Source organism: Pauljensenia sp. OF14-1SRA (assembly GCF_027694595.1).
Taxonomy (GTDB): Bacteria; Actinomycetota; Actinomycetes; order Actinomycetales; family Actinomycetaceae; genus Pauljensenia; species Pauljensenia turicensis_B.
Genome location: NZ_JAQEVQ010000013.1, coordinates 1 through 19,955 on the forward strand (window position 1 = coordinate 1; position 19,955 = coordinate 19,955).

The 19,955-nt window shown below is 56.2% G+C and carries 21 protein-coding genes; 13 read left to right on the forward strand and 8 right to left on the reverse strand.

Features of this window, described 5'->3' with window-relative positions; translation table 11 throughout:
- Positions 1 to 89 precede the first annotated feature (89 nt).
- Together PG731_RS07235 and PG731_RS07240 are read left to right on the forward strand one after the other, a co-directional pair.
- On the forward strand, positions 90 to 722 hold the full coding sequence (locus tag PG731_RS07235; protein ID WP_270773068.1) for a TetR/AcrR family transcriptional regulator: 633 nt from the start codon (positions 90 to 92) through the stop codon (positions 720 to 722).
- A gap of 88 nt (positions 723 to 810) precedes the next feature.
- A complete protein-coding gene (locus PG731_RS07240; protein WP_270773069.1) occupies positions 811 to 2,379 on the forward strand; it encodes an aspartate:alanine exchanger family transporter in 1,569 nt (522 codons plus the stop codon).
- Between the two features lie 341 nt (positions 2,380 to 2,720).
- On the opposite strand, the gene PG731_RS07245 is transcribed toward PG731_RS07240, so the two are convergent.
- On the reverse strand, positions 2,721 to 4,022 hold the full coding sequence (locus PG731_RS07245; RefSeq protein WP_270773070.1) for a M18 family aminopeptidase: 1,302 nt from the start codon (positions 4,020 to 4,022) through the stop codon (positions 2,721 to 2,723).
- A gap of 41 nt (positions 4,023 to 4,063) precedes the next feature.
- Here PG731_RS07245 and PG731_RS07250 point away from each other — a divergent pair, with 41 nt between their 5' ends.
- Both PG731_RS07250 and PG731_RS07255 read left to right on the forward strand, forming a co-directional pair.
- Complete coding sequence (locus tag PG731_RS07250; protein WP_333558945.1) at positions 4,064 to 4,903, forward strand: aldo/keto reductase; 840 nt, start codon at positions 4,064 to 4,066, stop codon at positions 4,901 to 4,903.
- A 36-nt stretch (positions 4,904 to 4,939) separates the two neighbouring features.
- On the forward strand, positions 4,940 to 5,176 hold the full coding sequence (locus PG731_RS07255) for a hypothetical protein (protein ID WP_270773072.1): 237 nt from the start codon (positions 4,940 to 4,942) through the stop codon (positions 5,174 to 5,176).
- Positions 5,177 to 5,372: 196 nt separating this feature from the next.
- On the opposite strand, the gene PG731_RS07260 is transcribed toward PG731_RS07255, so the two are convergent.
- The 4 genes from PG731_RS07260 to PG731_RS07275 all read right to left on the reverse strand — a co-directional run bounded on the left by PG731_RS07260 (position 5,373) and on the right by PG731_RS07275 (position 7,794).
- On the reverse strand, positions 5,373 to 5,825 hold the full coding sequence (locus PG731_RS07260; RefSeq protein ID WP_270773074.1) for a GNAT family N-acetyltransferase: 453 nt from the start codon (positions 5,823 to 5,825) through the stop codon (positions 5,373 to 5,375).
- 702 nt (positions 5,826 to 6,527) lie between these two features.
- Entirely contained in the window at positions 6,528 to 6,848 is a 321-nt protein-coding gene (locus PG731_RS07265) for a hypothetical protein (protein WP_270773075.1), read from the reverse strand.
- Between the two features lie 170 nt (positions 6,849 to 7,018).
- On the reverse strand, positions 7,019 to 7,507 hold the full coding sequence (locus tag PG731_RS07270) for a DUF523 domain-containing protein (protein ID WP_270773076.1): 489 nt from the start codon (positions 7,505 to 7,507) through the stop codon (positions 7,019 to 7,021).
- Positions 7,501 to 7,794 carry a hypothetical protein gene (locus PG731_RS07275; RefSeq protein WP_270773077.1) on the reverse strand — a complete coding sequence of 98 codons (294 nt, stop codon included), beginning with the start codon at positions 7,792 to 7,794 and terminating at the stop codon, positions 7,501 to 7,503. Before PG731_RS07275 ends, PG731_RS07270 begins: the two co-directional genes overlap by 7 nt.
- A gap of 242 nt (positions 7,795 to 8,036) precedes the next feature.
- On the opposite strand from PG731_RS07275, the gene hemH reads away from it, so the two are divergent.
- Positions 8,037 to 9,029: a ferrochelatase gene (gene hemH, locus PG731_RS07280; RefSeq protein WP_270773079.1), complete on the forward strand. Its 993-nt coding sequence runs from the start codon at positions 8,037 to 8,039 to the stop codon at positions 9,027 to 9,029.
- A gap of 68 nt (positions 9,030 to 9,097) precedes the next feature.
- Complete coding sequence (locus tag PG731_RS07285) at positions 9,098 to 9,328, forward strand: DNA cytosine methyltransferase (RefSeq protein ID WP_270773081.1); 231 nt, start codon at positions 9,098 to 9,100, stop codon at positions 9,326 to 9,328.
- 297 nt (positions 9,329 to 9,625) lie between these two features.
- Here PG731_RS07285 and PG731_RS07290 read toward each other — a convergent pair whose 3' ends face one another.
- The 3 genes from PG731_RS07290 to PG731_RS07300 all read right to left on the reverse strand — a co-directional run bounded on the left by PG731_RS07290 (position 9,626) and on the right by PG731_RS07300 (position 12,045).
- The gene (locus PG731_RS07290; RefSeq protein ID WP_270773084.1) at positions 9,626 to 10,234 is read right to left on the reverse strand and encodes a DUF6037 family protein; all 609 of its coding nucleotides are present in this window, start codon (positions 10,232 to 10,234) and stop codon (positions 9,626 to 9,628) included.
- 14 nt (positions 10,235 to 10,248) lie between these two features.
- Positions 10,249 to 10,617, reverse strand: coding sequence for a recombinase family protein (locus tag PG731_RS07295; RefSeq protein ID WP_270773150.1), 369 nt, complete (start codon positions 10,615 to 10,617; stop codon positions 10,249 to 10,251).
- A gap of 264 nt (positions 10,618 to 10,881) precedes the next feature.
- Positions 10,882 to 12,045, reverse strand: a complete 1,164-nt coding sequence (locus tag PG731_RS07300) for a methyltransferase domain-containing protein (protein WP_270773151.1) — start codon at positions 12,043 to 12,045, stop codon at positions 10,882 to 10,884.
- Between the two features lie 453 nt (positions 12,046 to 12,498).
- On the opposite strand from PG731_RS07300, the gene dnaK reads away from it, so the two are divergent.
- From dnaK to PG731_RS07335, 7 genes are all read left to right on the forward strand, one after another.
- Complete coding sequence (dnaK, locus tag PG731_RS07305; protein WP_270773085.1) at positions 12,499 to 14,355, forward strand: molecular chaperone DnaK; 1,857 nt, start codon at positions 12,499 to 12,501, stop codon at positions 14,353 to 14,355.
- Complete coding sequence (locus PG731_RS07310; RefSeq protein ID WP_270773087.1) at positions 14,352 to 15,038, forward strand: nucleotide exchange factor GrpE; 687 nt, start codon at positions 14,352 to 14,354, stop codon at positions 15,036 to 15,038. The genes dnaK and PG731_RS07310 overlap by 4 nt, the downstream gene beginning before the upstream one ends.
- Positions 15,039 to 15,089: 51 nt before the next feature.
- On the forward strand, positions 15,090 to 16,103 hold the full coding sequence (locus PG731_RS07315; RefSeq protein ID WP_270773089.1) for a DnaJ C-terminal domain-containing protein: 1,014 nt from the start codon (positions 15,090 to 15,092) through the stop codon (positions 16,101 to 16,103).
- 3 nt (positions 16,104 to 16,106) lie between these two features.
- Positions 16,107 to 16,655 (forward strand): heat shock protein transcriptional repressor HspR, encoded by a 549-nt coding sequence (locus PG731_RS07320; RefSeq protein WP_270773092.1) that lies wholly within the window; start codon positions 16,107 to 16,109, stop codon positions 16,653 to 16,655.
- A gap of 102 nt (positions 16,656 to 16,757) precedes the next feature.
- Positions 16,758 to 18,098 (forward strand): MurT ligase domain-containing protein, encoded by a 1,341-nt coding sequence (locus PG731_RS07325; RefSeq protein ID WP_270773094.1) that lies wholly within the window; start codon positions 16,758 to 16,760, stop codon positions 18,096 to 18,098.
- An 11-nt stretch (positions 18,099 to 18,109) separates the two neighbouring features.
- Positions 18,110 to 18,847, forward strand: coding sequence for a type 1 glutamine amidotransferase (locus PG731_RS07330; RefSeq protein ID WP_270773096.1), 738 nt, complete (start codon positions 18,110 to 18,112; stop codon positions 18,845 to 18,847).
- Positions 18,848 to 18,967: 120 nt separating this feature from the next.
- Entirely contained in the window at positions 18,968 to 19,858 is an 891-nt protein-coding gene (locus PG731_RS07335; RefSeq protein WP_270773097.1) for a hypothetical protein, read from the forward strand.
- Positions 19,859 to 19,955 lie beyond the last annotated feature (97 nt).

Here is a 19,955-nt window from a genome sequence, read left to right on the forward strand (position 1 = left end):
CACTGAAAACACCGATCTTAAGCAACGATTTTTGTCTATTAACCCGATCCTATAGATATTTTCAGTCCCCGGTCTTTGAAGGAGGAGTAGTGAGCAGTAAAACCCGCGACGTGCGCAAACGCGTCAACACCCGCGCCCGCCTTCTCGACGCTGCCGCAGACGTCTTCGTAGAAAAAGGATTCTCCGGCGTAAAAATTGACGACGTCGTCAAAGCAGCAGGTTTTACACGAGGCGCTTTCTACTCCAACTACTCGTCAATGGACGAAGTATTGAAAGATGTCCTCGTCCAACGCGCCCATACAATCGTCGATGAAATTGAGGCAGCGCTCGCGGGTATCGACGGTGAACCCGACGTTGACGCCATCATGGCAGTCCTTGACAGTTTTTCGGCGCAGGGGCGAACAATGTACGTGCTGACGTGCGAATACAACCTCTACATGATGCGTCATCCCGAACTTATCGCTAGTGATGATGCATTCCCCGTCACTGAACGTGAACAGCTCGAAGCAGCAGTTGGAAGAATCGTTCGTGGCGTGCTTGCGCGAATGGGACGCCAATCGATTTTCGAGCCAGGAGTGATCTCGCGAATCCTGACCACCTTCTATCTGGAGTCCTTTGCGCCCTCAACGGGCGGTGGCACAAATAAACGGATGCTCGCTCAAATGATCGAAGGAGTCATCTTCGCCTCGTCGCGACTGATTTCCACCCAGGGCGACAACTAGAGCACAACTAACGCAAGGCTCACCCCAACGTGGGCAGTTCCACGCACAGAAAATGGAACTGAAAATGGAGCCTGACTAGGGTTGAAGCATGGCCTCCCTGCTGATTGCGAACCACCTGCTTACCCTCTTCCTGGTTGTTGGAGTGGGTGCTGCGCTCGGCGCAATCCGCTTCGGACCACTTCGTTTTGGCGCAGCCGGTGCGCTCTTCGTCGGCCTTGCAGCCTCCGCATGGAACCCCGAAATCGGCGAAGGCATGGAAATCGTCCAGCAGATCGGCCTAGCATTCTTCGTCTACACGGTCGGCATCTCGTCGGGTGCGGCGTTCTTTAAAGACATTAGAAAACAGACGGCGCTTCTTGGAAGCTGTGCCGTAGTCTGCGTCATCGGTGCAATTACCGCGTTAATTGGTGGCGGTCTGCTTCAGCTTCCCAAGGGGCTGACACTCGGCCTATTCACCGGCGCTTTGACCGCTGCTCCTGCCCTAGATGCGGCCACCCGCGTCACCGGCGACCCGCAAGCCGCAGTCGGCTACGCCTTCGGATACCCGATCGGCGTCATCATCGGGATCATCGTTGTCACCATGACTGTCACCCGCAAATGGGTGGGCGCAAAAGACACCCCCTCCCTGGCCGGTCAGTCCTTGGAAACGATGACCGTTCGCGTTGCCAAACGCATCAACACCCGTCACGTAACCTTGTGGCGTGACCAGCAGGTTCGATTGTCCTACCTGCGTCGCGAAGACGAAACCCGCGTTGTCGTTCCCGGTGAGGACCTGTACGAAGGGGATCTCGTCCTGGTCGTGGGCGACCCGGCAAAGATTGCAGAAGCCGCGCATCAAATCGGCGAACCTGTCGAGCATCACCTTGAAGATGACCGCTCGGACGTCGCATTTGAGCGCATCGTTGTCTCGAACCCCGAAGTTGCTGGCCAGCCGATTTCTGCGCTCAATGTAGCCACACGTTTCGGTGCTGTTGTCACGCGCGTCCGCCGAGGCGACCTTGACCTGCTTGCTCGAGATGACCTAGATCTGCAACTCGGCGATCACGTCGCTGTCGTTGTCCCGACAGATGAGCTTGATGAAATCCAGTCCTTCTTCGGAGACTCTGAAAAGCGCGTTGCGGAAGTCGACGCAATGGCGTTCGGTATCGGTCTGGTGCTGGGCATGTTGCTCGGTGCGATTCCATTCCCGATGCCATCGGGGGCCTCGTTCACCCTTGGCTCTGCTGCCGGTCCGCTGATCGTTGGTATGTTGCTGGGTGCCCTGCGTCGCACCGGGCCACTGGTATGGACACTTCCCACCTCGGCGAATATTACGATCCGCCAGATCGGCTTGCTTCTTTTCCTTGCTGGCCTCGGCTTGAATGCAGGGCCAGAACTCGCTTCGCTTCTGACCAGCCCCGATGGCCCGAAGGCGGCGCTGCTCGCTGTGATATTGGTATTGGTCTGCTGCATGGCCCAGGCTCTTGCCGGTCGATTTGCCGGCTTGTCCGCGCCTCGTAGCGCCGGTGGAGTCGCAGGTTTCCTGGGGCAGCCGGCAGTCTTGCAGGCCGCAGACGCCCGCGTTCCCGATGAACGCATCGAGGCCGCCTACGCGAGCCTGTTTGCTTTCTCCATCGTCGTGAAAATCCTGTTGGTTCCGTTCATTTGGTCGATCTAACACCGGCTTACTCCACCGCCAGCGCCACTGGTGTCCATTGCATGAGCTGAACGGATGGTGGGTGTGCGGTATGAGTACCCCACACAGTGTGAGATTCGGATTGTGGGACTTGAATCCCGTTGTCAGATAGAACCACGAATACACCAAACGTAATTGCATACACCGGTTCTTCTTCCAACACCGGTGGCCGCGGCGGTCAGGCCATCACCGCCGTTGCTTCCTTCAAGGACTGAGCTCACCAGCCTTAGATCTTCTGAACCTTTGCCTAGGGGCGGGTTTTCGAAGAACTACGCATTGGTGCCCCGAGGACGATCCGCGGGGCACCAATGCGTCTGAGTAAGTCAGGCGCCCAGCCAGTAGGCCTCGAGCGCCTTCGACATTCCGATCAGGTCGTCGACGTGGCTCATTTCGCGAGCCGAGTGCATCGAGAGGAGGCCGACGCCCACATCCACCGTCAGAATACCCAGGCGAGTCGCTGTGATCGGGCCAATCGTGGATCCGCACGGCATCGCGTTATTCGACACGAAGTCCTGAGATGGCACACCCGCAGCAGCACACGCACGCTTCCACAGGGCAATACCTTCTCCGTCGGTTGCGTAGCGCTGGTTGGCGTTGATCTTCAAGACCGGGCCTCGTCCCATCACCGGATGAGTTGCCGGGTCGTGATACTCCGCGTAGTTGGGGTGCACCGAGTGAGCGGCGTCCGCGCTGATGCACGACGAAGCGGCAAACATGCGCGCAACCCCGTCGGCGTCGCGCCCCAGAGCGTAGGCGGTACGCTCCAGAACGGTCTGCAAAATCGGGCCGGCAGCACCTTCGCGAGTTGCGGAACCAATTTCCTCGTGGTTGAAACACATAAAGATTCGAACGTCGCCATCGGTGGGAGTCCCAGCTTTCGTGAGGCGCTCAAATGCAGTCAGACCAGCGTGAACAGAGGAAAGATTGTCCTGTTGACCCGCAGCGAAGAACTGGCCGGACTCGCCAAAAGTTGCTGGACCCTGCTGAGGAATCAGGATCAAATCATGTGACGCGATATCCGCGACACTCACGCCGGCATACTTCGCGACTTCAGCCATGAAGTTCGCTTCCGGGTTATCGACGGTCCACACCGGGTGCAGGTGCTTCTGCGGATCGAGCTTCAGCCCTTCCGGGTTCACGCCACGATCCAAGTGAATTGCCAGCTGTGGGATACGTGCCAGTGCACCGGTGCGCACCAGAACCGTGCGACCGTCCTTCATCATCAATCGGCCGGCAACAGCAAGCTCGCGGTCAAGCCACGAATTCCATATCATGCCACCGTAGACCTCGACGTCAATCTGCCCCCAACCATCTGCGGTCGACGACGTCAGCGACGGCTTCACGTGGAAAACAGGGGAATCGGTGTGCGCACCAACAATACGGAAGCCGGTCTGCTCAGTGACAGAAGTCGGAACGACCCACGCTGCGACGGCGCCACCGCGAACCATGACGTGTCCGCCGGGGCTCGCGTCCCACGGCTCAGTTTCGTCCTGGCGAGTGAAACCTGCATCCACCAAGCGTTGCGCCACCAAGTCGGCGACGTGATATGGGGAAGGGGAGTCAAGCAGGAAATGCTGATAATCGATCGTGTGTACGTCAGTCTCAGAGTAATCGAAGTAGCCCATGGGTTAATCGTAAGCCCGACTATGCTGAGGGTATGTCTGCAATGAAGCTCTTAGACTCCTACGCCCTGAACGACGGCACCAGAATTCCCTTGATCGGCTTGGGCACATACAATTTGCGTGGCCATGCCGGCGTTGAATCGATGGTGAACGCGGTTCATTCCGGCTATCGTCTGCTGGACTCTGCGTTCAACTACGAAAACGAGGGGGCGCTGGGCCAAGCGGTCCGCACCTGTGGCGTTCCACGCGAGGATCTGTGCCTGGTCTCAAAGCTTCCTGGGCGTCACCACCGCTACGAAGAAGCCGTTGATACGGTTGAAGAATCCCTGTTCAGCGCCGGTTTGGACTACTGGGATCTCTATCTGATTCACTGGCCGAATCCGCGCCAGGGCCTCTACGTTGAAGCCTTCCAAGCGCTTGTTGACCTGCAGAAGAAGGGCTTGATTCGCTCGGTTGGCGTTTCGAACTTCCTGCCCGAACACATTGAGCGCCTGCGTGACGAAGTCGGGGTTGTTCCCGCTGTCAATCAGATCGAGCTTCATCCGTACTTCCCGCAGGCCGAAACCCTTGAAGCCCACCGCAATCTTGGTGTTCAGACAATGTCGTGGAGTCCGCTGGCCCGAAAACTGCACGTTGTCGATGAGCCTGTTCTCACCGAGATCGGTAACGAGGCTGGTAAGTCTCCCGCGCAGGTTGTCATTCGTTGGCACCTCCAGCTTGGTACTCTTCCGGTCCCGAAGTCAGCAAGTAAAGAGCGTCAGGTGGCAAACCTCGACGTGTTCGACTTCGAGCTTAGTGAAGACCAGATGGCGCGTATTGCCACTCTTGCTCGCCCCGATGGTCGCAGTGCGAACCAAGATCCTGCTTTCTACGAAGAGTTCTAATCTGACGCTCACAAGCCCATATGAAAAGGATGAACTATGGCACGCAAACCCGATGATCTTCGTCGGAGCTCGAACGTTAACTTTTTTGTCGCAGCTTTTGCCGGGTACTTGGTCTATGCCGTGGATTTCTGGCCTCGTTGGATTTTCCTTGCTGCTGCCATTGGTTTCGTTCTCTATGGCTTGAAACTGCGTAAGGATGCTGACCGAATGGAGACGGGCAGTGCACCAAAGGTCGTTGACTCCACGGTTTCGGACTTGGCCGATAACAGCTAGTTTTCACTCGCTCGCCGTGTGATTGATTCACGAGGTCGCCCACTACTTCTCGCTCCTCTCTTGCATCAAGGGCGGAGTGAATACGCGGTGCGTCTAGCGGATCCTCGCTCGCAATTCGGGCAACAAAAAGGACGAGGCTAGGTCAGCAGACCCAGCCTCGTACCTAAGAAAAAGGTGCCAACTGGCGACGTAGCGCTTACTTGTCCAGTGGGACGCGGTACACGTTCGTCTCGCGTAGCTCGAAACCGGCGCGCTGGTAGAGGCGGTTCGCTGCCGCGCGTGACGGGCGGCTAGTCAGATCGACCGTGCGTGCGCCTACTTTCTGAGCGTGGCGAAGCGCGGCCTCAACGAGGGCCTGACCGGCACCCTGGCCACGAGCAGCAGAATCGACAACGACATCCTCGACCCAGGCGCGCACACCGGTCGGGATCTCGAAGGTTGCCAGCGAGAGCATGCCGAGGATCGGGAAAGCACCGGACTCGTCCGCCTTATCGGAGCGGAAAACAAACAGGTGAACGCCGGGCTGAGAAATGAAACGCTCGCACCCAGCCGCGTCCAGTGGGGCAGCTGAACGGGACAGCTGAGGAATCAGGCGCTCCATCGCTTCGACGATTTCGGGGGACGATTCGGTGATGATCTCGATGGCCATAAGGGTCCTTTCACTTCGCGTCTTCACGCAATTCTGTCGCAATTCTACGGGCGAAGGACACCCAAGGAAACGACCGTGAGCGCCCTTCGAGTGTCACGCCGCCTTATGTCTTCCAAACCACGAGGTCAGGCGAGCAAACAGCTCGTGCTCTTTCGACTGATCCGCATGGACCTGGCCGGCCTGCCTTGCGGTCGCGAGCGGTGAAATCGGAGCGGAAGGCTAGGGAGCGAAACCTGTCCGACCTCGTACGTGGGTCTTTGGCGCCCGACTGCACCTGGTGCGACGGTTTGGTGTGTTTTTGTGTGGATGTGTCGCGTGGGGTGTAGTTGGTGGCCTGGTTTGGCGGGTTTTTGGCTCCCAAGTGCATCTGGTGCGACGGTTTGGTGTGTTTTTGCGTGGATGTGTCGCGTGGGGTGTAGTTGGTGGCCTGGTTTGGCGGGTTTTTAGCTCCCGACTGCATCTGGTGCGACGGTTTGGTGTGTTTTTGTGTGGATGTGTCGCGTGGAGTGCGGTTGGTCGCTCGATCCTTCCCGTCTGAGCAGTCAGGGTGTTGCACCAGGTTGATAGCGGTCGGTCGAAGGAAACAGATATCGCCCGAACTCTAAATCGCCCGAACCCTAAAGGGGCTAGGCGGGATCTAGACGGAAGTTGATTAGGAGGCGTGAACAAGCGCGGTCTTGCGGATCGAGGTTCCAAACGCGCTCAAAGCCGAAACCGCATAATCGCGAGCAAAAGCAATCGTTGCGTAGCTTCTTCGATGGAGCCGAAAACCCGCAGCGTCTGACCTGTGTAGTTCACGATGAACAGCGACGAGTTCGCCACAATCGGGTGGGGAACGTAGAGTTCCTCGAGGTAAGCGAGTTTTTCGCCGGTCAGTTCAACGTCGAGTGCCGTAGTGGCCTCGTCGAGGTGCTTTTCCTTCGTCGCACCGATGATCGGCGACGTGACGCCCTTCGTTGAATAGACCTTCGAGACGATAATGACTTTGTTGCGCTGAGTGTGTTTGAGCAGGGTCGCGCCCAACCAGCGCGCCGGTTTCTTCGGAGCCGACGCTCCACCGGCGTATCGTTCCCGGCTTGTCGAAACTCATCGTTCCAATGCAAAGCTTCGAAGTTTTATGCCAGTGTTACCAAGTTGCGTGCACAACATGTGCATCTCCGATTGCGGTTCGCTTCAATTATCAGCTGAGAATCTCAGCGCTGTTCCTCGAATTCCGACACGTCCAAGACCTCGTATCCGTGGGCGCGAAGCTGGCGCGCGAACGTGCCCTCGCCGTCGATGAGAGTGCCGGTGAACGTGCCGTCGTAGATCTGGAGCGCACCGCAACTGGGGCTTCGTGATTGAAGAATGACGAGGCCGGCTCCGCTTGCTCGGAGCTTTTCTTCCGCGATCTGGGCGCCGTCATGGAATTCTTTATCCACGCTGGATCCTTCCGCGGTTTGTACAACGCCGTCCACTATTTCAGCCGGCGGACGCGGGGTGGGTAGGCCTCCCATGACTTCTGGGCATACGGGAACGACATCACGCGAGCCAAGCCACTCAATCAGGGCGTCGTTCCTGTTGTTCCCACCGTTGTACTTGCAATTCTCGCCAAGCAAACAGGCGCTCACTCCGATCGGGCGAACATCATCCGCGCCACCGGAGGGGATGCCATTCTTCGGATGGTCAGGCGTTATCAACATCGGGAGTTTCCTTCTGCTTTCATGAACGAGACTGAGGGAACTGGCTTCTCGTTTGGATTGCCGAGAACGCGCTTACCTTCAATGAGTGCGGTGACTTGCTCGAGCGAGAGGGAATTGTGCTCGATCGCGAGTGAAGAATGGATTGTGCGGATCTGGTTGGTTCGACGAAGGTATGGATGGATTGTCTCGCGTGAGCGCGAATCGATGTGTCCGAGCTGTTCGCTGATAGGCGCCGTCAGATTCATGATTTCATCAGTGATCTGGAATGGTGGATCGTAGCGGCCCATCTGCACCCCTCCAAGAAAACTGTCGAACTTCCACTAGTTATCTTGGTTGGCACCTTAGTCGGTATCCTGGTGAGTTGAGCAAGTTAGGGCAGATTTGCGAGATGTGTTGTCGTAACGTAGTCACCGACACATGCGACGGTTCGTGCGTAATACCGGACAGGTTCGTGCGTCATACCGGACAGAATTAATTCTGATGACACCTGTCAGAAAAGCGCTGTGATCCCCCTCGTTACACTCGGACTATGCGCCACAGTGATGCTCCGGCCCTCGTACTTGCCAACCTTGGAACTCCGAAAACTCCGACGACTGCGGATGTTCGCACGTATTTGCGTGAGTTCCTCAGTGACCCGCGAGTCATTGAAATGCCGAAAGCTGTCTGGCGCCCGATCCTTGAGGGAGTGATCCTGCGCGTTCGACCGGCCCAATCCGCCGCGAAATATCGGACCGTGTGGTTGGATGAAGGATCCCCGCTATTGCACTACACGACACGTCAGGCGGAACTTCTGAGCGAACAGCTTGGAATGAAAGTCGTGCCGGCAATGCGTTACGGCCAGCCAAGCCTCAGAAGCGTCCTTGATGATCTGATGACGCAGGGCTACCGAAAGATCGCGATCCTGTCGGCCTACCCGCAGTATTCGGCGACCACGATTGCGTCCGTGAATGACGCGGCGGCCAAGTGGCTACTGTCGAGGCGCGAGCACCCTGAAATCCGGCTATCCCGTTCGTTCCCGACTGCGTCTACCTATATTGATGCGCTTGAAACGGCAATCCGTGAGTCTTGGCAGCGCAACGGCACTCCGGACTTTTCCGGTGGTGACCGGCTGATCCTCTCGTTCCACTCAATCCCGGTTGCCATGTCGAAGAAGGGTGATCCCTACATTGACGAATGCAAGGAAACGGCTGCGCTTCTGCGTGAGCGACTGGGACTGAATGAAGACTCCTGCATCGCTACTTTCCAGTCTGTTTTCGGGCCTGCCGAGTGGAATGGTCCGGCGACGATCGACACGGTTGGTGAACTCGGCAAGCAGGGAACGAGGCGCGTCGATGTCATTTGCCCCGGCTTCGTTGCCGACTGTCTGGAGACCCTTGAAGAGATCGACCAGCTGAACCGCACAGCATTCACCGATGCGGGCGGATCGGAGTTCCACTACATTCCATGGGCCAATGAAACGCAGCCTGCAATTGACGCATTGGCTGAGCAGGCGCGAAACCTGCTTGCCGGCTGGGGTGATTGAGGTCAAGCTGCGGCGTGCCGCAATTCCTGTTTGCCTTGGGGTGCATCAAGTGGAAATAGGGCATATTCATGGCCGAGAACTGGACGTTAGCGTCATTCTTTGCGGGAGTCGGAGCGATCGACCACGGATTCGAAGAAACCGGCAAAGTAAAGACGATGTACGCTAACGAGTTCGATCCATATGCTGCCCAAACGTACGAACAGAATTTTGATCTCAAAGTAGATGGGCGCGATATTCACGAGGTTGCGCCCGAAGAAGTACCCGATGCCGATATCTTTGTCGGAGGTTTCCCCCGTTAGGCTTTCTCAGTGGCGGGATATCGTCAAATATGGGCGAAGGAGGACATAATGTTCAAACTGGGGATATGCGCCCAATTTCTGAGCTTGTTTCAGTGCTCAGCCAAGCCTGAGGCGATTGTAGTCAGCAACGCTCCAGCAGAATTGCAACCTCGGCGTGAGATTGTTAGGCTAATTTTGGAAACTGGTCAAGAAACTTAATTTTCCTCACGTAATCAGGGTTCTTGCGCTTTGTTTCAGCTTATTTTTTAACATTAATTAGGCTACTTTTCAAAATTGCAGCCCTATAGTAATTTTCTCCTAATGATTTGAAAAGTTTTTTAGAATAGTTGTATCATCATTTTCTTTTGTTGAGTCTGCTGAATAGCAAAAACTGATACTACGGTCGTTTTTGTAGTATTCGAATAATCTCTTTCTGAGTAGTTTTGTTTTATCGGCATTAAACTCGCTTCTATTTTTTCCCTCGGGGTTTCTTTTGACACCAATGCAATAAATTTTGTTTGGATCTTCCGAATCGCTTTTGTTTAGTGAACGAAGCATCGCTTGTTTTTCTAGAATCGAAGGTTGGAGTTTAATCTCAGTAGGAATACATCCACCTAGTCTTTTTGTAAATTGTTGAAGTATGCAGCCTAAATTATTAGCATATTCAATACCAAAGTATTTTCTTAATGTCTCTGCATCGATAATTAGCTTTCTGGAATTAGCTTCCATACTCAAAGAGTCATCTAGATTCGCTTCTTTCATAAACTCTAATTTCACTAAAGCGTATCGGTCTATTCTTTTTTCTCCACCAACAAATCTTTTTACCAAGACAATATAGTTAATACTTTTATATCGAAACGTGAAGGTGCAAATTGTCCACCCTTTATTCTTCATATCTTCTTTTAATAGTTTTAAGTTTCCAAGCATACTTCTATCTCCCTTTACCAACGCTTCTTCGAGCTATATTTCTTACTCTTTCTGTGTAGTTTTCTGTCTTCTCCATGTTCCATATTACTGCGAGCTGCCATCTCTATCTCAACTGCTTCAAACGTTTCTTTGGAAATAATGCCTGCATGATGATCTGTATTCAAATACTGACAATCCGCATTTCCTGGAACAGCAATCACTACATCACCTGTATATTTACCCCTAGTCAAAGTGCTCTCAACAGCCCGTTTACTCCAAAGGTCTTTCCCCTTGGGAGACTTAACACCTCTACTTTTTAAGCTTCTAATAATACCGCCGATATTCAATCCTTTTAAATACCGGTCAAAAATATCTCTTACCACTTGCGCTTGGTCTTCATCAATATTATTAGACTAATAAATTCTAGATTTTCTCACCATGATAATTAGCCTAAACCTTATTTTCCCACTTTACACCCTGGGTGCAAAGTGGGTGCACCTTTTAACGTTAATATCCTGTGCACTCGACCCTAAAGCGTCGACATGTTTCCTTATACAGCAAAATCACTCTCAAAGACCGCGAGAACCCAGCTTAAATCCGCCACCCACTAAACCTTTTAACGTTTAGCTTCGCTAAGCCCTGCTACACAAAGGCAGACTTGCACCCACCTAATCAGCCCTTGACATCAATACGACAACCTCGGCGTGATCCGTGTGCGGGAACATGTCGAATACGCGCGCTTCGAGGCCGCGATAGTTCGGCATTTCCGTCAAGTCGCGTGCGAGCGATTTCGGGTTACACGACGAGTAGATGACTCGCGGGATTCCAGATTCGTTAATCCACGAGGCCAATTCTGAGCCGATCCCTCGACGTGGGGGGTTAATAACCAACGTGTCCGGTCGGCTTTCTGCGGGCTGGCGAGTAGCCCAAGTCGTCGCGTCTTCTGCAATGAACAGGGCGTCCGTGCGCCCCAGCTTCAACTGGCGAGCACCTTGAATTGCCGAAGCTATCGCCTGATCCGATACTTCCACGCCTGTCACGGGAGTAATGCCGGCTGATGCCAAGTGAAGAGCGAAGCCTCCGACCCCGCAGTAAAGATCCCAGGCTGAGCGAGGTTGGTCGGCCTCGTTGTCCGAAACTGCCCATTCGGTGACCTGGCGGTACAACTCTCCGGCCACGTCCGTATTCGTCTGCGTGAATGAACGAGGTCCGAGCGCAAGCTGAACATCACCGACCTCCATCTCTAGTGTGCGACGCTTGGTCAGGATGATCTCGTCGGGACCCTCGACGATTGCTTCGTGTGTGGGGTGAATGTTTGCGGTGACGACCTTAAGATTTGGCACCAGGTCAAACAAGGAGGGGAGCGCCGCGCGAATATCGGAGACGCGGTCGCGCGTGCGAAGCACGAAGCGGCACATCAGAGCATTGTTCGCGCCGACGGTGAGTAGCACATACTTCAACTCGCCACTCTTCGTGGGAACGTCATACGGCGTCAGGTTCAGTTGGCGAATAAAGCGCTTCAACCCCGGCGTTGCACGGTTAATTGCAGAATGCTGAATTGGGCAATCCGGCAGGTCAACACCCCTGCGATCGCGTCCTAAAATTCCAAGAGTCGGCCGGCGCCTCGTACCACCGACGACCAACTTTGCGCTCGTGCGAAAGCCGGTCGGCGACGAGGCAACAGGGGGAAGCCATGCAATATCGGTGGCTCCGGCAACGGCGGCTAACTCGTCGCGAACACACGTTTCCTTCGTGGCAAGCTGGTCGCCGTAAGGAACCTCAATATTCGTGCACGAGTGGCAACGACCCGTATTCCAGTGCTGACAGAGAATGTCGCTTGTGGAACGCGGGGAAAGCCTGAGCTGGATCGAAGACACAAGGGCCGCCTATTCGCTGTAAGAGGGAGCGTCGGGTACGTCTCAGTATTCTCTCACTCCCAGGGAGATAAGACGGAAGTGGTGGTACTGCCGCAGGCACGATGCGATTGTCGGGTAACAGGGTAGTTCCTAGTTTTGAATTGTGTAGCAAGAGTGGATTCGAGGATCTCGAACGCTGCTTCCGTATCGCTCCAGAGGGTGAAGTCAAATATGCTCTTGACCTGCATAAACGTGTGAACATTGAGTTTTGGTGACTCAACTTTTCATTTTCCTCTTGCGCGGTGAGGTTTGGGTGTATAAAGTTGAGTCTGTCGGACTCAAGTAGGCGCCTCGCGCGTATGGCGGTCCAAGAAAACTTCACATGCAGTCACCAGCGAAGCTGGGTGGCTGAACGAAAGGAAAACATACATGGCACGTGCAGTAGGCATTGACCTCGGTACCACCAACTCCGCAATCGCTGTCCTCGAAGGCGGTGAACCCACAATCATCGCGAACGCAGAAGGTATGCGCACCACGCCTTCCGTCGTCGCATTCTCCAAGTCTGGCGAGGTCCTCGTCGGCGAAATCGCAAAGCGTCAGGCTGTGACCAACGTTGACCGTACGATCTCTTCGGTCAAGCGTCATATGGGCACCGACTGGAGCGTCGAAATTGACGACAAGAAGTACACCGCTCAGGAAATCTCCGCGCGCATCCTCTCCAAGCTGAAGGCTGACGCGGAAGCATTCCTCGGCGAGCCTGTCACCGATGCTGTCATCACTGTCCCCGCCTACTTCAACGACGCTGAGCGCCAGGCAACGAAGGACGCAGGCCAGATCGCAGGCCTCAACGTCCAGCGCATCGTTAACGAGCCCACCGCAGCAGCACTTGCATACGGCCTCGAAAAGGGCAAGGAAGATGAACTCATCTTAGTTTTCGACCTCGGTGGTGGAACCTTTGACGTCTCCCTGCTCGAAATCGGCAAGGACGACGACGGCTTCTCGACTATTCAGGTTCGCGCAACCTCCGGCGACAACCGCCTCGGTGGCGACGACTGGGATCAGCGCATCGTCAACTGGCTGATCGATCAGGTCAAGGCGAAGACTGGCGCGGACCTGTCCAAGGATGCCGTCGCTCTGCAGCGTCTGAAGGAAACCGCTGAGCAGGCCAAGAAGGAACTCTCCAGCGCAACCTCGACCAACATCTCCCTGCAGTACCTGTCGATGACTGCAGACGGTCCGATCCACCTGGACGAGTCCCTGACCCGCGCAAAGTTCGAGGAAATGACCTCGGACCTGCTCGACCGTACGAAGAAGCCGTTCCACGACGTCATTGCCGAAGCTGGAATCTCTGTCAACGACATTGACCACGTGGTTCTGGTCGGTGGCTCCACCCGTATGCCTGCCGTTTCCGACGTGGTCAAGCAGTTGACCGGAGGCCGTGAACCGAACAAGGGTGTGAACCCCGATGAGGTCGTCGCCGTTGGCGCGGCCCTCCAGGCCGGCGTCATCCAGGGTGACCGCAAGGATGTCCTGCTGATCGACGTGACCCCGCTGAGCCTCGGCATCGAGACCAAGGGCGGCATCATGACCAAGCTGATTGATCGCAACACCGCGATCCCGACCAAGGCGTCCGAGGTCTTCTCGACCGCCGAAGACGGTCAGCCGTCCGTGCTCATTCAGGTCTACCAGGGTGAGCGTGAGTTCGCCCGTGACAACAAGCTTCTCGGCACCTTCGAGCTGTCCGGTATTGCTCCGGCTCCACGTGGCATCCCGCAGATTGAGGTCACCTTCGACATCGACGCCAACGGTATCGTCCACGTTTCCGCGAAGGATCGTGGCACCGGCAAGGAACAGTCTGTGACCATCACCGGTGGCTCCGCTCTTCCGAAGGAAGACATCGACCGCATGGTGAAGGAAGCTGAAGAGCACGCAGCTGAGGACAAGAAGCGCCGTGAAGACGCCGACACTCGTAACCAGGCCGAGCAGGTCGTTTACTCGATCGAGAAGCTCCTTAAGGACAACGCTGAAACCGTCACCGAGGCAACTCGCACCGCGGTTCAGGCTGACGTTGACGCCGTCAAGGAAGCGCTCAAGGGTGAAGACACCGAGGCCGTGAAGTCGACTCTCGAGAAGCTCAACGCTTCCGCGATGAAGATCGGCGAAGAGGTCTATGCCTCCCAGCAGGCGGCTGAAGCAGCAGGCGCCGAGGCTCCGGCCGGCGACGCTCCCGCAGCTGATGACGACGTCATCGATGCTGAAATCGTAGATGAGGACGACACCAAGTGAGCGAAACTGAGAACCAGGGCTTCCAGTCCGGTCCCCAGGATCACAGCGATGCCGAGGCCAACGACCAGGCATCGCAGGCGCAGGTCGCACCGAGCTCGGACGAACAGTTCGCAGCCGGCGCGGCCACGTCCGCATCAACCGGGGAAACTGCAGGCGAAGCCACCGCGCAGCCTGCTGACGAGGCACTGACTGACATGAGTGCCTTCGAGGAACAAGTTGAAGACTCGGACCTCGCAAACGCACTCGAGAAAATCGCTGACCTCGAAGACCAGCTGGCACGTGCGCACGCTGACCTGTACAACCTGAATCAGGAGTACTCGAACTACGTGCGCAGGGCGAAGGAAGCGGCTTCGGGCCACCGTGAATCCGGCCAGAGCGAAGTCATTGAAGCGCTCATCAGCGTTCTTGATGACATCGATGCGGCCCGCACTCATGGGGAGCTCGAAGATGGCCCCTTTGCTGCGATCGCAACGAAGCTGGAAAGCGTTCTGGCCTCGCGCTTCAATCTGGAACGCTACGGCGCTGTAGGTGAAGAATTCGATCCCGCTCAGCACGAGGCCCTGCTTGCCAACGTGAACCCTAAGGTTCAAGTAGCAACCATCGCCCAGATCCTCCAGCCCGGCTATCGTCGCGATGAAAAGATTCTACGTGCTGCGAAGGTCATGGTGGACAACCCTGAATAAACCACATACCCGTATCCGCCCACACTCAAAGAATGATGGAGGTGAGTGACAGTGAGCGGACAAGATTGGCTTGAAAAAGACTTCTATAAGACGCTGGGCGTAGCAAAAGATGCCGACCAAACAGCGATTAAGAAGGCCTACCGCAAGCTTGCTCGCCAGTATCACCCCGACCAGAATCCGGGTGATGAAAAGGCGGAAACAAAGTTCAAGGAAATCGGCGAAGCCTACGCGGTGCTGTCTGACGAGGAACAGCGTAAGCAATACGACGCGATCCGTGCCATGGGTGGAGGAGCTCGCTTCTCCGCCGGCGGGCCGGGTAGTGCCGGCTTCACAGATGCGTTCTCGTCGATGTTCGGTGGTCAAGGCACTAGCTTCAACTTCTCAACTTCCGGTTCGGGAGTCAATATCGAGGATCTCCTCGGAATGTTCGGTGGAGCGGCCGGTGGCTTCAACGCCGGTGGTCCTCAGCCGAACTACGGGGCTGGTGCCCGCTTTGGTAACACCCCGCCACGTCCAAGGAAAGGCGCCGACCGAATCGCGTCGACGTCGATCACTTTCCGTGAGTCGCTCAAGGGAGCAACGCTCACCATGAAAGTCGACGGGAAGAAGAACACCGTTCGTATCCCCGCAGGCATTAAAGAAGGTCAGAAAGTTCGCCTTCGTGGCAAAGGAATGCCCGGGGAAAACGGTGGCCAATCCGGCGACCTTCAGGTGACGATCCACGTTGAACCCCATCCGGTATTCACCCGGGATGGCGACAATCTGCGCGTGAGAGTTCCCGTGACGTTCGCCGAAGCAGCCTTGGGTACGAAGATCGACGTTCCACTGATCGATGGGAATACCGTGACTGTGAAGGTGCCCGCTGGAACTCAATCAGGCGCGGTCCTACGCGTGCGCAAACGCGGTGTTGAAACCGGCAAGCACACGGGTGACCTGCTGATCGAGATCATGGTTGCCGTTCCTGACCACCTGACCAAGGAACAGAAAGATGCCGTGAAGGCACTTGCTGACTCTTTTGATCACCAGGACGTGCGAGCCACCCTGATGGAGAAGGCGAAGGAGTGACCGATGGCCAGGCGACGTTCTTCCGATTCTGATGACGCATTGACGTTCGTTATTTCAGTGGCGGCTGAGCTTGCGGGCATGCACCCGCAGACTCTTCGTCAATACGATCGCCTCGGTTTGGTGACGCCCGCGCGCACAAAGGGTAGAGGGCGTCGCTACTCGCAACGCGACGTTCAGCGTCTGCGCGATGTGCAGAGGATGAGCCAGGATGAAGGCATCAATCTTGCTGGAATCCAGCGGATCCTTGAACTTGAACGCCGAGTGGAAAGCCTCGAAGCCGAACGCGTCGCGCTACGCCAGCGGATCGAAGAACTTGAAGTTCGTCGAGATCGAGTTTTCGCCGCGTCCGTAAACGGCGTGGTATCGCCGATGCGTCGCGGTGAGCGTCCGTGGGTTAATCCTTCTGCTCGCGGTGGGCAGGGGAGGGAAATCTCTATCTGGCGTCCAATCCGTACGGCAAGCCCGTACCCAGAACGCACAATCCGGGCTGTTATCGAAGCAGGACCTTCGGGCGTCAGGGTGATCGACGGGACGATTTCAGTCGTCGACTAACCGCCACAACCTCTGCATCTTCGGGGCGAGCGTTGACAATAGTCATGCTCGCCCCGAAGTATATTCGCGCAGATAGTTCCCCACTCGCGTTAGGGTTACCCCATGAGTTCTCACGATTCGTCGGCGCACCGACTGTCGATGCGCGCCCAACTTGCACTTGGTGCGGGCACACTTGCCCGCACGGCCTCGCGAATTCTGGGACGAGGATCAGGCGGAATGATCGGCGGTGAAGTCGCCAGCCGTATCCACCCGAATATTCTGTCGGAACTTGCAGTCCCGATGAACTCCGTGATCGTGTCCGGGACGAACGGCAAGTCAACGACCAACCGATTCATTCGCGCGGCCCTTGAAACAGCAGGTCAGGTTGCCTCGAACGTGAATGGCGACAACATGGGCTCGGGAATTATCACCGCGCTGATGACCGCGCCGACCGCGCCACACGCCGCCCTCGAAGTTGATGAGATGCACGTGCCCGCCGTTGCAGCGCACGTTTCGCCCGAAGTTTTTGTCTTCCTCAATCTGTCTCGCGATCAGCTGGATCGCGTCGGTGAAATTGGTTCGGTTGAACGCCGTCTGCGCCAAGCGGTTGAAGAAAACCCTGATTCCCTTGTTGTTGCGAACTGTGATGATCCGCTGATCGTGTCGGCAGCCTGCGAAGCGCGAAACGTTGTCTGGGTTGCTGCGGGCGCCGGATGGGGAGGGGACTCCGCGGCCTATCCGCGCGGTGGCAGGGTTGTTCGTGACTCCGATTCATGGCACCTCATTGAAGCTTTCCCCGGCGAAAAACTCCCCAAACTTCGCGAGCGTCCCACGCCAGACTGGACAATCGGCAACATCGATTTGATGCCGGAAGGAGCAAGTGGGCCCTCGGCAATTCTGTACGGACCACACGACGTTCGCGTTCCTTTGCACCTGCAGCTCCCGGGGCGCGCAAACCTTGGCAACGCTGCCCAGGCAGTGGCGGCCGCGGTCGCGTTGGGGATTGATCCGCAGGTGGCCGCCAACGCGATCGGTCAAGTGCGTCAGGTTGCCGGACGATATTCCATTCATGACGTTGATGGGCGTCGCGCTCGCATCATGTTGGCGAAGAATCCGGCAGGCTGGCAAGAAGCGATGACGATGGTTGACCCGCGTGTCAAACAGGTCGTGATTGCAGTCAACGGCCAGGTTCCGGACGGGCAGGATCTCTCGTGGCTCTGGGATGTCGACTTCTCCGCGTTGTCCGCGTCCGGCGATCGTCGCGTTGTCGCGTGCGGTGAACGAGGCGCCGATTTGGCCGTCCGCCTTGAATACGCGGGAATTCACTGCGATCTTGCGCCACTACCCATGGACGCCTTGAAGCTCCTTGAACCCGGCAAGGTTGAGATGTTGCTGAACTACACGGCTCTTCGAGACTTTAAAGTGATCCTTGATGTTCGCCAGAAATCAGCAACCAGACGATAGGAGGGTGGACGATGAGTGAATCAACCCTGCGAATCGGGGTCCTGTTTCCCGAAGTACTGGGCACCTACGGAGACACGGGCAATGCCCTGATTCTGGCAGAGCGCGCCCGCCGTCGAGGCATCGACGCGGAACTAGTGACAGTGTCTTTGAACGAAGACATCCCAGCAGAACTGGATCTTTACACTCTAGGCGGTGGCGAAGACACTGCGCAGTCACTGGCGGCCCAGAAATTCCGCGACGACTCGGGTTTGCTTCATGCCTTGGACGCCGGCAAGCCGCTTCTTGCCATCTGCGCCTCATTGCAGGTTTTGGGGCACTGGTATCGCGATGCGCGCGACGAGCGAGTCGAAGGTCTCGGCGTTCTTGATGTCACCACGGATCCGCAGGGGCATCGTGCAATTGGCGAGCTTGTCTGTGAACCCCTTCTTGAAGGACTAACCCAGCCATTGACTGGTTTTGAAAACCATGGTGGTGGGACGGTTCTTGGACCCAAAGCACGTCCACTTGGTCGCGTCATTGCGGGCGTTGGCAACGGAACTCCTGAAGGAATGACACCGGAGCCTATTGCCTACGATGGTGTCGTTCAAGGATCCGTTATTGCTACCTATATGCATGGACCCGTTTTAGCTCGAAATCCTGAGCTTGCCGACTTGCTTCTTACTCGCGCTACAGGGCTTGAACTGGCGCCACTTGATGTTCCAGGCGTCGAAGCTCTGCGCGCTGAACGTTTGGATTTTGCGCGCCGCTGATCAGCGTGCTTTGCGCTGTTCTCTACGGAAAATCAGGGTTTGATCGGGGTTGCTCCCCAAAGACAGGGCGCTTCTTCACCGATACGATGGATAAGAATTGACTATCGATCTGGAGGATTGATGACCCCTGAAATGAACACCGATCCGACTGGTAGCCAGCCGAATGGTGGTTTCGCGACCGGTTTCAACGGACAAGCCCCTCAGGCTTCATCCCAAACACCGTGGCCTCAGTACGGCGAGGTCTTAGGTTCATCGAATCCAACCTACGGTTCTTACGCGGGTGGGACGTTCAATGATGGTGGCGCGGGCTACCCGCAGGGCGCGCAAGCGCAGTGGAATTCTGGTGCACCTCAGTACCCCGGTCAGTCGATGAATCAGCCGATGGGACAGCCCTATGGCGGCCAACAGGCTGGTGGCCCCAACGTTGCTGGAATGCCGATGCCGGGTGTGCCTCAGAAGCTTCCTAGCCGTGCCGGTTCGATCATCATGATGGTCGTTGGCTTGCTGATGATGTTTATCGTTGCCCCGATTTCCCTGTTGGTGGGCGCTCTGGCTGGTCTCGATCTTGACGGTGTTATTGCTGGAACGAATGAGATCCGCTCTGGCGACACAATCACCATCGGTGACGGCGGATCGCTGATGGTGACGGCCTCACGTTCGGATCCTTCGGCTTACGCGGGCACCCTCTACTCGTGTAAGGTCACCTCGGTTGAAACGGACACCGAATATAAGATGACGACGAGCACAACGGACACTTTCTACATTGATGGTCTGGCGCCCGGAAATTACGTCGTTGAATGTGAGGGTGAAACCACTAGATTGATGGCAATTTCTGGTGTTACCGCCGACGATTTGGTGGGGGCTGGAATGTCGGGAGTTGCTTGGGCGACGGGAATCGGAATTCTTGGTCTGATCCTACTGATTGCCGGCATCATCTGGCTGGTGGTGACGAATCGTAAGCGTTCGCAAATCCGCGCCACTCAGATAGGTTCGCCATATCAGTGGCAGTGATGTCCTGACAGTGTCTTTCGTGTGAGGGCGAGGCTGGTAGTGATACCGCCTCGCCCTCACACGCACCCTGGGTGTTTTCCTCAGCGTCGACGAGATT

Excerpts from the sequence above, each read along its gene's own strand:
- PG731_RS07240 (WP_270773069.1), top strand. The coding sequence starts at position 811 with ATGGCCTCCCTGCTGATTGCGAACCACCTGCTTACCCTCTTCCTGGTT.
- PG731_RS07245 (WP_270773070.1), bottom strand. The coding sequence starts at position 4,022 with ATGGGCTACTTCGATTACTCTGAGACTGACGTACACACGATCGATTAT.
- PG731_RS07250 (WP_333558945.1), top strand. The coding sequence starts at position 4,064 with ATGAAGCTCTTAGACTCCTACGCCCTGAACGACGGCACCAGAATTCCC.
- PG731_RS07255 (WP_270773072.1), top strand. The coding sequence starts at position 4,940 with ATGGCACGCAAACCCGATGATCTTCGTCGGAGCTCGAACGTTAACTTT.
- PG731_RS07260 (WP_270773074.1), bottom strand. The coding sequence starts at position 5,825 with ATGGCCATCGAGATCATCACCGAATCGTCCCCCGAAATCGTCGAAGCG.
- PG731_RS07270 (WP_270773076.1), bottom strand. The coding sequence starts at position 7,507 with ATGTTGATAACGCCTGACCATCCGAAGAATGGCATCCCCTCCGGTGGC.
- PG731_RS07275 (WP_270773077.1), bottom strand. The coding sequence starts at position 7,794 with ATGGGCCGCTACGATCCACCATTCCAGATCACTGATGAAATCATGAAT.
- hemH (WP_270773079.1), top strand. The coding sequence starts at position 8,037 with ATGCGCCACAGTGATGCTCCGGCCCTCGTACTTGCCAACCTTGGAACT.
- PG731_RS07285 (WP_270773081.1), top strand. The coding sequence starts at position 9,098 with ATGGCCGAGAACTGGACGTTAGCGTCATTCTTTGCGGGAGTCGGAGCG.
- PG731_RS07290 (WP_270773084.1), bottom strand. The coding sequence starts at position 10,234 with ATGCTTGGAAACTTAAAACTATTAAAAGAAGATATGAAGAATAAAGGG.
- dnaK (WP_270773085.1), top strand. The coding sequence starts at position 12,499 with ATGGCACGTGCAGTAGGCATTGACCTCGGTACCACCAACTCCGCAATC.
- PG731_RS07320 (WP_270773092.1), top strand. The coding sequence starts at position 16,107 with ATGGCCAGGCGACGTTCTTCCGATTCTGATGACGCATTGACGTTCGTT.
- PG731_RS07325 (WP_270773094.1), top strand. The coding sequence starts at position 16,758 with ATGAGTTCTCACGATTCGTCGGCGCACCGACTGTCGATGCGCGCCCAA.
- PG731_RS07330 (WP_270773096.1), top strand. The coding sequence starts at position 18,110 with ATGAGTGAATCAACCCTGCGAATCGGGGTCCTGTTTCCCGAAGTACTG.
- PG731_RS07335 (WP_270773097.1), top strand. The coding sequence starts at position 18,968 with ATGACCCCTGAAATGAACACCGATCCGACTGGTAGCCAGCCGAATGGT.